8 protein-coding genes are annotated in these 11029 nt (G+C 48.2%); 3 read left to right on the forward strand and 5 right to left on the reverse strand.

The window, feature by feature from the left end:
* Positions 1–118: 118 nt before the first annotated feature.
* Genes QUF61_RS10875 through QUF61_RS10885 form a run of 3 tightly spaced genes read left to right on the forward strand, consistent with a single transcriptional unit; the run spans position 119 to position 6270 of the window.
* Positions 119–1420 carry a replication-associated recombination protein A gene (locus QUF61_RS10875; protein WP_289681677.1) on the forward strand — a complete coding sequence of 434 codons (1302 nt, stop codon included), beginning with the start codon at positions 119–121 and terminating at the stop codon, positions 1418–1420.
* 27 nt (positions 1421–1447) lie between these two features.
* Positions 1448–1960 (forward strand): DUF7931 domain-containing protein, encoded by a 513-nt coding sequence (locus QUF61_RS10880; protein WP_103920974.1) that lies wholly within the window; start codon positions 1448–1450, stop codon positions 1958–1960.
* A complete protein-coding gene (locus QUF61_RS10885; RefSeq protein ID WP_289681678.1) occupies positions 1960–6270 on the forward strand; it encodes an AAA domain-containing protein in 4311 nt (1436 codons plus the stop codon). Before QUF61_RS10880 ends, QUF61_RS10885 begins: the two co-directional genes overlap by 1 nt.
* Positions 6271–6291: 21 nt before the next feature.
* Here the strand turns inward: QUF61_RS10885 and QUF61_RS10890 are convergent, their stop codons facing one another.
* The 5 genes from QUF61_RS10890 to QUF61_RS10910 all read right to left on the reverse strand — a co-directional run bounded on the left by QUF61_RS10890 (position 6292) and on the right by QUF61_RS10910 (position 10904).
* Positions 6292–6849 (reverse strand): OmpA family protein, encoded by a 558-nt coding sequence (locus tag QUF61_RS10890; protein WP_289681679.1) that lies wholly within the window; start codon positions 6847–6849, stop codon positions 6292–6294.
* A 43-nt stretch (positions 6850–6892) separates the two neighbouring features.
* Positions 6893–7465 (reverse strand): Uma2 family endonuclease, encoded by a 573-nt coding sequence (locus QUF61_RS10895; RefSeq protein WP_289681680.1) that lies wholly within the window; start codon positions 7463–7465, stop codon positions 6893–6895.
* A gap of 287 nt (positions 7466–7752) precedes the next feature.
* Positions 7753–9195, reverse strand: a complete 1443-nt coding sequence (locus QUF61_RS10900) for a caspase family protein (protein WP_289681682.1) — start codon at positions 9193–9195, stop codon at positions 7753–7755.
* 95 nt (positions 9196–9290) lie between these two features.
* Positions 9291–10133, reverse strand: a complete 843-nt coding sequence (locus QUF61_RS10905; protein WP_289681683.1) for an Rpn family recombination-promoting nuclease/putative transposase — start codon at positions 10131–10133, stop codon at positions 9291–9293.
* 99 nt (positions 10134–10232) lie between these two features.
* The gene (locus QUF61_RS10910; protein WP_289681684.1) at positions 10233–10904 is read right to left on the reverse strand and encodes a hypothetical protein; all 672 of its coding nucleotides are present in this window, start codon (positions 10902–10904) and stop codon (positions 10233–10235) included.
* Positions 10905–11029 lie beyond the last annotated feature (125 nt).

Genomic DNA, 11029 nt, shown 5'->3' on the forward strand with positions numbered 1-11029 from the left:
ATGGCTTTGCTGATTTGGATAAAAATCCAGTGCATTGCCAGTGCATTGCCAGTGCATTAACGGTTGCGCCCATTGACTGCGATCTTCTGTCAACCACTTCTTAAAACCTCATCGTTTTATGCACAACAGCACGCGTTTACAACCACTTGCCGCAAGAATGCGCCCACAGTCCTTAGCGGACATGGTTGGGCAACAACATGTGCTAAGTCCCAATAAACCGCTATATCAGGCAATTGCTGGCGGACATCTACACTCCATGATTTTATGGGGGCCACCCGGCACGGGGAAAACCACCCTGGCGCGCATCGTAGCCAATTATGCCCATGCGCAATTTCTGAGTTTATCCGCCGTATTATCCGGGGTGAAAGATATTCGTCTGGCGGTAGACAAGGCCAAACACAACACGGAACAGGCCACGATTTTATTTGTCGATGAGGTACACCGTTTTAATAAAGCCCAGCAAGATGCTTTTTTACCCCATATTGAAGATGGCACTATTACCTTTATTGGCGCAACCACGGAAAATCCTGCTTTTGAACTCAATAATGCGCTACTCTCCAGAGCGCGGGTGTATGTCTTAAAAGCCCTGGAAACAGCGGATATTGCGCAACTTATCCAGCGCGCGCTGGTTGATAAAGAACGGGGTCTTGGTTCGTATCATCTGGAAATGCCGGAACACTTACAACAGCAATTGGCAGCAATGGCAGATGGTGATGCGCGCCGGGTATTAAACCTGCTGGAAATTCTGGCGGATTTGGCGCAGGCCGGGGAACAGCAAAAAATTACTGAGGCTTTATTAAAAGAAGTCCTCGGTGAAGCAGTCATGCGACAATTTGATAAGGGCGGTGATATTTTTTATGATCAGATTTCCGCCCTGCATAAATCCGTGCGTGGCTCTGATCCTGATGCGGCGCTATATTGGCTGGTGCGGATGCTGGATGGTGGTTGCGATCCGCTCTATATTGCTCGGCGCATCGTGCGCATGGCCAGCGAAGACATAGGCAATGCTGATCCCCGTGCTTTGACCCTGGCAGTGAATGCCTGGGAAACCCAGGAGCGTCTGGGCAGCCCGGAAGGTGAGTTAGCCCTGGCGCAAGCAGTGGTATACCTGGCTTGCGCGGCAAAAAGCAATGCCGTTTATCTGGCATTTAAAGCGGCAAAAAAACAAGTGGCAGCAACCGGCTCTTTGCCAGTACCCGTGCATTTGCGTAACGCGCCTGCCAAGCTGATGAAAGAATTAGGTTATGGCAAAGCCTATCGTTATGCGCATGATGAGCCACATGCCTATGCGGCTGGGGAAAACTATTTTCCTGAGACCTTAGAGGGGCAGCATTATTATTTTCCAGTGGATAGAGGTTTGGAAATTAAAATTGCAGAAAAACTGGCCTGGTTGCGGCAATTGGATCATGCCGTTATTTAATTCCCGTTCCTAACCCGGATGAACCCTATGGATACATTACAGGAACATCATTTAGGCGAAACCCCATTGCCGATTATGTGCGATGATCCCGACCAGGGACCACAAATTGCCGCGCACATGATAGGGCAAACGGAACATTATCTGGACATACTCAGTTATGATTTTGAGCCGTTTTTATACCATAATGAACTGTGTTTTGAAGCCTTTGAAACCCTGGCTTTGTCCAGTCGCCACAGTCGTATCCGGGTATTAATTTATGAGCCGCGCCAGGTTGCGCAGCGCGGTCACAGCATTTTAACCTTAGGCCAGCGTTTAAGTAGTCGCTTCCAGTTTCGCCGTCCGGCAGAACTCACCCAAAGATACCCGGACAGTTTTTTAATTGCGGATAATATCGGTATCATCCATCGCCCGTATCAGGATAGCCGTAACTTTTCCGCGAATTTTCAGGATGGCGAGCTTGCAAGGGAATTAGGCAGCCGTTTTCAACGCCTGTGGGATGAAGCTGAAGATGATCCCTGGCTGCGGCGGCTTGTACTTTAGTGAAGTTAGATAAGCTACAACAACGCCTGAATGCAGCGAGTTTTTACAGCCCTTTGTTGCGTCTGCGCCTGGGTGGCAAACCCGGACAAGCCCGTTTATTGGATTGTCAACAGTTTGAAGCCCAGCAAACCGGCCTGGGGCAAGCTTTACTGGATACCATTATTTCCGGTAAGGGTCGCTGGCAGTGGAATTGTCCGGATCAAAAACTCTACGCGCAAATTAATCACCGAATTTATCGGCAGGCAGAGCTGGCGCAACGGGAAACTGGCGTACACGCGCTGTGGCTGGGCTACCCTCTCTTTTCTGTGGCAGATGTTGCTGCCCCAGGTAGCAAGTCAGCTTCCCCAAAAAAACAAGCCCTGTTAGCGCCGATATTCCTGTTTCCGGTACAACTGCAAACCAGCTTGCAACACCAGGGGCGTTTAACGCTGCAACGCCCAGCCACGCTGGGCAATGCACGATTAAACCCTTTACTGGCGCACCGGTTGCGGCATTTGTTGGGCATTGATTTTCCTGAACTGCCCTTAAATCCCGATGCTGAAGCCATTGCGCAGTTTTTGACCGACTTCTGTCAGCGTTTTCACGATGCACCCCGGTTTGATGCTGAGGCGGATTTATGCCCGATTCCCGCGCTGGATAACTTGCCGGAACAAGTGCAATTACATCCCGCCGCAGTCCTGGGTTATTTTCATACCCCCAATGCCGCCTTATTATCTGATTTAGAGGTGTTAGAAAAACAAATCCATGAGACTCAAGCTCAGAACCAGGACTTACCCTTATTACGTTTGCTCACCGATAAACCCAAGGCCTTAGCAACACCCAATCAGCAAAAAATCAGTGAAGCCGATTCCTGGTTGGTGTATCCCGCTGATTTTTCACAAACGGAAGCGGTTGCCAAGGCCAGACAGGCACCGGGACTGGTCATTCACGGCCCACCCGGCACGGGTAAATCCCAGACCATTGTTAATATTATCGCCGATGCCCTGGCACGGCGCGAAACCGTGTTAATGATTTGCCAGAAACAAGCGGCATTGCAGGTGGTGCGGGAGCGTCTGCAACAAGCGGGGCTGGCAGATTTATGTATGCAGGTGCAGGATGCCGACAGCGAGCGTTTAAACGTATTTCGCAGTCTGCGCGCACAGATTGACAGCTTGCCGGACACGCTCACTGAGTTGGATATACGCCCCCGTTTGCAATTGGCCCAGCAAATCACGCGCCTGGAAAGCCAACTGGAAAAACATACATGTGCGGTGCAGCAAAGACAGGAAAACAGTGGCTTATCCTATAGAGAAATTCTGGCTGAAATTGCAGCACTGGAAACAACATTTCCCGGCATACGCCCTTTGCAGGGTCTACAAACCCGACTGGCGCAGGTAAATAACCACGAATTAGAAGTGCTCAGCGAGCAGTTGTTAAAACTGGGGCATTTATTCGGTCAGGCCACGCCGTTGGAAAACCCCTGGCATCTACGCAAAGCTTTACGCAAAGCCATTCCCGAGAGCGAAGTGCGCGCGCAACTGCAACGCCTGCGCACCCTCAATGCCCGCCATTTGCATTTGCAGGAAGACGGCCTGCCAGTGGTATTATTACCGGAAAACCCGCAAGCACTGGGAGAGAAAAATACTAAAGACAATAATCTGGATTATTTTGCCGGTTTTCTGGAAAAATTACGCAATACCAGTCTGCGCATCTTAAAAAATCCACAAGCCAGCAAAGAGCAGGCGCACAACCCAACGCTGCAAGCCTGGTGGTCAGCTTTGCGCGGTGCAACGCCTTTGCTGCTGCTGCAACACCAACAGCGTTGCGCCAACACGGCCTCATTGCTGGAACAACTGGATCAGCATCCAATTGACAGTGATTTATTGAATAGTGCCAATCCGCTGGCAAAATACATCCCCAGCGCAGACATGGCAAAATGCCTGCAACACACCCGGTATTTTTTATCTTATCAGGCAAAACGCTGGCGTTTTATTTTGCCCCGTTGGTACACTGCAACGCGGACTTTACAAAAATTACATCAGCAAGCGGAGAATGGTGACAGCTTACTGCAAGCCGTGCAAAACCTGCATCGCTATCTGGAAAATCTCAGCCTGCACGCAGAACTGGTGTGCCTGTGTCAAACTTTAGTACCAGGGCGCGGTTGTACCTTGCGCAACCCACTGGCACAACAGGCTTTTTTACGTGCTACCTTGATTGCTTTTGAGCAGGCGCAGTGGTTATATCAGCAGGAACAGCAACAACAATGGCTGCAACCTTTATTTGATCAACTGGAAAAACAAAGCCAGGGTGATACCCAGGCTGATTTTGAGCAAACTCTGGAACAGGCAACCCGCCGCCTGCCTATGGCAAAAACGCTATTAAACGCGCTGGATGACTTGCAGCACTGGTTACAGCCGCAAGCCCTGCAACTACCGCAGCAACAAGTACGTGCTGGTGAAAGTCTGGAACCCTGGCTGGACAGCCTGGAACAAGGCTTTGCCCAGATGCCCGCATTACAGAGCCTGGAAAAAGATCGCAAACGCCACGGCGGATTATTACGTGCACTGCTGGAAACCCTGGAAGACTACGAACAACAACGCAGACAAAACCCGGACAATAAAAAACAAGCCCTGCCACAACCACCGGAAAACTTAAATGGCGCAACAGGACGCGCTTTTTACGGGCGCTGGTGGGATGCTTTGTTACGCCGCAGCATGTTACAAGTCTGGCGTTTGCAGTGTGAACAGGATAATCCCAGCCTGCGTGATCTCACGCCAGAAGCCCACGCCGATTTGGTGCAACGACTGCAAGATGCGCTGCATGAAAAACAACGACAAGAAAGCCCGTTAATGCTTCAGCAATGGCAAAAACGCCAGTTGCCGCTACGCAACCGCCCCTGGAAACGCCTGTTTCAACTGCGCAGTTCGCGCCAGAATCAGGCCAAGCGCCTGCGAGAAGCCGTACATGAAGGCTTGGCTGAAGGCTTATTGGATTTACGCCCCTGCTGGTTAAGCAACCCCGACACCGCCGCGCAGATTTTTCCCTTGCAGGCGGGTTTGTTTGATTTAGTGATTTTTGACGAAGCCTCACAATGCCCACTGGAACAGGCCGTGCCGGTCTTATATCGTGGCAAGCGCCTAGTGGTCTGCGGCGATGAAAAGCAACTGCCACCCACCGGATTTTTTAATTCCCGTCAGGATGCAAATCAAGACAATGGCGATGATGATGAAATCACCCAAAGCTGGCAGGAAGACCTGCTGCAAACCAGTATTGGCATTCTGCCGGAAACCCGTCTGCGGGTGCATTACCGCAGCCAGAACCCGGCGTTGATTCAGTTCAGCAACCGCGCATTTTATCATGATTTATTGGAAATTCCCCCGGCAGCGCATCAAGCATCAAACCGGATACCCATTGAATACCAGTTTATTGACGGTATCTATCAGCAGCGGTGCAATGAACAGGAAGCCGAAGCGGTTTTGAATCAGTTGCAAGTGCTATGGCAGCAAGCACATTACAGTGTCGGCGTGGTCACGTTTAATCAGGTGCAGCGGGACTTAATCGAAGACAAACTGGCGCAGCGTTGCCAGAATAACCGCGACTTTGCCAAACACTATCAGCAACAGCTTAAAGCAGCGGATAATCAAAGCCTGTTTATTAAAAACCTGGAAAACGTGCAGGGTGACGAGCGCGATGCCTTGATTTTCAGCACCACCTTCGGCCCGGATGCCAGCGGTCGCGTACAGCGCCGCTTTGGGCCGCTGGGCAGCGCAGGTGGCGAGCGGCGCTTGAATGTTGCGATTACCCGCGCCAAAACCCACATCACCGTCATTTCCAGCCTGCCCCCGGAATCCCTGCCGGAATTACGCAATTATGCCTTAAGCGGCGAGTTAAAACCCGCGCATTATTTATCACTGTATCTGCATTACGCGCAGGGCGTGGCGCAACAGGAAACAGAACAAACCACGCATTTATTAAGCCTGCTGGGTCAGCAGCAAACCAGCCTCGCCGCGCAGGCTTCCGGCGGCGAAGCGCAAAAACTGCTGGCAGATGTGCAACAGAAACTGGAACAACACGGTTATGTCTGTGAACAACACGTAGGCAGCGGTGGCCTGCAAATTGATTTAGCGGTCAAAAATGCGGCGGGTGATTATAAACTGGGTCTGCTCTGTGACGGTGGCAACTGGTTTAACCACCGCAGTAACCGGATGCAAACCGTGTGGCGGCAACAACTGCTGCAAGCGCGGGGCTGGCGTTTATACGTGCTCTGGAGCCAACGCTGGTGGCTGGCACAGGATGCGGAACTGAAAAAGATTTTGGCGTGTTTGAGTTAAATCAGGAAAATTTTAAAGGCATTATTCCAATAAGACAAACTCCACCCGTCTATTGTGCTGGCAGGCACTGTCTTCAGCTTGTTGACAACCAACATACAAAGGCTGGCTTTCACCCAAACCTTGCACCTTAAAACGCTGGGCAGGCAAATGGTGATAGCGTTGTAAAAAAACCAGCACAGCCTGTGCGCGTTGCCATGATAAGTTGTGGTTATAACTCGCCGTCCCCAGCGCATCAGTATGCCCAACTAAAGCCAGTTTCAAATCTGGACGCTGTTGCAAGGCTTGCCCCCAACTGTTTAATACAGGCTGGGTATCGGGTCGCAAAACGCTGGAATCAAAAGCAAATAACACCACTGCCCGATCCTTGGCAATACCCAAAATACCCTTGGGTGAATAAACAGGTTTGGCGGCAACGCCTTTAGCTTGATATTCCGGCAGTTGGGCATCGGCGCATTCACGGGTATCAAGGAAATGCAGGATTTCATCAGTGTTGGCGGGTGCGCAAAGGTTTTGATAGACCTCGGCGGCCTGGGCGTTGAAGCTGAGTAGTAATACACTGAGGATGTAGGCTGGTTTCATGTTGTTTAGACCTCTCTGGTTCCCACGCGCCGGCATCATGCCATTAATCCAGATCAACTTTTGCATAAATGTCCTGCAAAACAATATTGATATTTAATGATTCAATCAGCAGGCAATCATCTGCCTTGTTCAATACCGTCAATAACCATTGCTTATCTGTTTTACGTTGGTAATACTCAATCTGTAACCTATCCTGGCTCACCAGAATATAATGCTGCACACTGGGCAAATGTTGATACATGGAGAACTTATAGCCACGATCATAAGATTCAGTAGATGGTGATAATACCTCAATGATAAGCATGGGATTACATAAATTATCCAGATTTTTATCATCAAATTGTTGTGGCTCGCAGGCAAGCACAACATCAGGATAAACAAAATCACCCTGTTCACTGAATTTTACCCGCATATCACTACTATAAACCTGGCAATCGCTGTTTTTTAAGCGTACCCCCAACTCAATCACCAGATTGCTCGTCAGCGTATTGTGTCTGCGGCTTGCCCCTGCCATTGCAAAAAGTTCACCGCCGACAAACTCACTGCGCTCGCTTGCTTTGCGCTCTAGTTCCAGATACATGGCAGGGGTATAAAGTAATTTTTTTTGCGTACTCATTGTTCCATTCACTCCGGGATAGATAAATGTTTTCCGGCTTTTCGTTACCAGGCTCTAGCGTGGCAATGCCTACCTGCACGACTTTGAAGGTTAGCTCCGAATGGCGTTGCCGGAGCGAAGACCTGACAGGTTTTTAAAAACCTGTCAGGTCTATAGAATGCTTGATTTCATGGGGTTTTATTGCTTAACCTTCAAAGTCGTGTATCTTGACGCTGGAGCATTAAAATCTACATTCCCACATGGAAACGTGGGAACGAGAGAAGAGGAAAAACAGCAAAAAGCAAAGGTCACTGTCCGTCGCGCACCAGGCGAACGTGCCGGTTGCTGCCACGGTAGTCGTTGCCGTCGTTTCCATTGCTGAAGTGCACGTACCAGGCGCCGTCCGAATCGGCGGCATAGGGCGAGCCTGACCAGACATCATATGGCGTATTAGGAAATACACTTTGTACGATGGTGGGGTTTTCATGGTCTGTTTCAGGTGATCCGGCACACCCCCAATCAAAGTTATTTGGCCGCTCCTGCGCTATATATTCCTCCAGCCCTGGCTTACCCTGATTAAAATAATCCAGCTTGCCATTGCTACAATACACCAGGCTGCGTAACTCTTGTATCGTGGGTATACGCCAGTCCTGATATTCGGCAAATGAGGCAGTTTGTTGTTTTGCCTTTTTCCACTCCATCGCTTTCTCTGCCCCCTGACAAGTCGCCCCATCCCAACGCTGCCCCACAACACAACGCATCCACATCAACCCGGTTTTTGTATCCACAGCCGTGCCATTGGCATAAGCCACATAATGTTTAATACGCTGCCCTTGTGCTTGAGAAGGTGTACGGGTTGTTTCCGGCACTGCTTGTGGCTGCGCTGATTGCTGTTCCTGCTTTTCCTGTACCAGAGCAATCGCACCACACCCCGCCATACAATAATCCCCAATCAAATCATCTTCATTTTTAGGTTTTTGGATTTCCACCCGCTTACCGGCGCGTTTATCCTTTTGTGTCTGCAAAAATACCGCATCGCGCACCAGTTTCACCACCCGGCTGATGGGCTGATTGGCCTGTTGTTTTAAGGTTTGCAGCAAATAGCGGGTATACAGGCTGTTGCGCTCGCGTGGTCTGCCCCAGGCAATCTGGTTGCTGCCAGCGGCATAAGACACCAACGCACCGTCAGGCTGCATCAGCGCAAACCCCGCTGCACCCATGCCTTTTTTGCCGGATTCGGCAATGCGGTTGCGGCAGGCATCCAAAAACATCAGCTTGACCTTAGCCGGGCTGTTTTCCAGCTTGCCCAGTATCCAGTGGGCGTTAAGCCCGTAGGTCTGCAAATCCACCCCGTCGGCATAGGCGCGGTTAGCGGCGGCGAGATAGTTGTAATAATCTCCGGTTTCCCATACCTGCGCACCGTGACCGGAATAATAAAACAATACCGTATCCCCGGCGGCAATGCGGTAGCGTGGTGGACATTTGCGGCGGTTAGATTCCAGCCCGATCAGGCAGTTTACCGCATATTCCATCTGGCTTTTGCCAGCATCTTTGAGCAAATAAACCTGAAAACCATAAGATGCCAGCAGGTCTTTCATGTCTTTGGCATCTTCGTGGGGATTGGGCAACGGGCCGAATAAATTACGCTGGCTGATTTGCGGATAATTTTCATTACCGATGACCAGCGCGATTTGCTTGGCGGCGCTCAAGGGGGTGAATAACAGCAGGTATAAAAGTATTAGTTTTTTCATATTTTGGCTCCCGGCTCAGGTGAATTTTTTACGGATAACACCCCTTCGGAGGGGGGTTATCCGTGGCTCCCTGGAAAAATTAATTACCTGAAAGTCTATAGCTTGTCTATTTGTGATTGGCTTAGCCCCGTTAATTCGATAATGGCGGATACCGGATCGCCTTTTTGTTTCATTTTTCCGGCGATAAGCTGTAACGCTTCCATCCTGCCTTCATCAAAGGCCGTATCAATAGAATTTTTTAAGTCACGGTAAATTTTCAGGCTTTCCTCATAAGCTGCATATTCTGCCTCCGTATAGTTGCCAAGTGCTGCCTGCTCAAATAATTTGGCAAATATGCGCTCCTGTAATTTCACCGGACGACTGCTTAAATCTTCCAGATTTTTCAGCACATACAGCCACTTGTCAAAATGGGTTTCCAGTTCATTTTCAGTTTTGTTGAACTTGGGCATTTCCAGATAAACATAAGTCAGTTTATCGTAAAAAACCTTATTGGTTTTTTTGTCGATTAACTGTACTTCATGGTGAAACACTGCTGAGTCGTGTTTATCCTCATCAAACACAAAATCCAGAATACCGATGGTGTACACGGCATTAAGCTTAAAATTCCAGTCGCCTTTTTCCGCTTGTTGCTGAATCGGGAAGGTCGAATAATAAATGCTGCGGTCTTTGAAGTAGTTTTGTTTGGCTTTTTGCAGTTCAACAATAAATTTCTCACCACTTTCACTTTCGCAGTAAATATCAAATATGGCTTTGCGGCTGTCTGCGTCCCGCCCCAGTTGCTCCGGGGAAAGATAAGTCAGGTCGGTAATTCTGCCAGTGTCTTTTTGCAGCAGTTCGTTAAGAAAATCAATCAGAATGTCTTTATTCGGCTCGGAGCCGAATAATTTTTTAAAACCAAAGTCGGTAAACGGGCTGATGTATTTGTCTTTGATGCGCATGGTTGGTTTTCCTTGTATCCTAAAAACGACAAATGGCCCTGTTTACCCAGTGTTGCTTGATAATACTCTGACTTGTAAGCGCCAGCTTGTCAAAATTAGTCAAGAAAAATGTACTTTTCCAACTAAATTTATCATTTCATTCTCATCCAGATATTCTGTTAAATCAGGACAGCACATATAGTCATAAGATTGCAGCAATGACATATAGTTAGTCATGAATAAATTTTCAAAATATTCATCAAATTCTTTTCTTGTTATCCCTTTGTTTATATTTTTAAGCTTTCCCGTTTCTATCAAAGAAATAACATTATCCGGCAGTGCTTCCTTTGCAATAATCCCCCTATTTCTATGTGTAATAAAATAGCTGTATATTATTTCTATTTTTTGTGAAAAATCATTATCAATCCTTAGAAGTTCAATCACTGTTTTCAGCTTCATTAAATTTTCAAACTCTTTGCTTGGTTCAAGCAAATACAGATTAGACCACGTTACGTTTAATGCGCCTTGTACGTGTCCACAGATGTATCCAAATGACCAACCTGGAATCGATTTCTTTTCTCTTGATTTATAATTTATGAGTGACTCAATGGCATTGGATAAATGTCTGATAAAATCATTCTCAACTTCAATTTCATCAAAGTCAAAATCTGCAATAGTGTTAGAACCATATTTATATTTGGCGCATTCGAGCCATTTTCTTACTAATTGCATAGAAATTTTTCTAAGCACAAATTTCAGGGGTGAATTTCTTATGTTATGTTGATAATTCATCAGCAATTCCCGCTACATCCTGACTATTTCAGTCAACAATCATTTTCCATTTTTTTCTTAAGGTAATTTTTCATATCCACAAAAATACCTGTCCCGGCCTAATGCCAAGCAGCTAAAAAGGAGAA

The organism is Candidatus Venteria ishoeyi, assembly GCF_030378065.1.
GTDB lineage: Bacteria > Pseudomonadota > Gammaproteobacteria > Beggiatoales > Beggiatoaceae > Venteria > Venteria ishoeyi.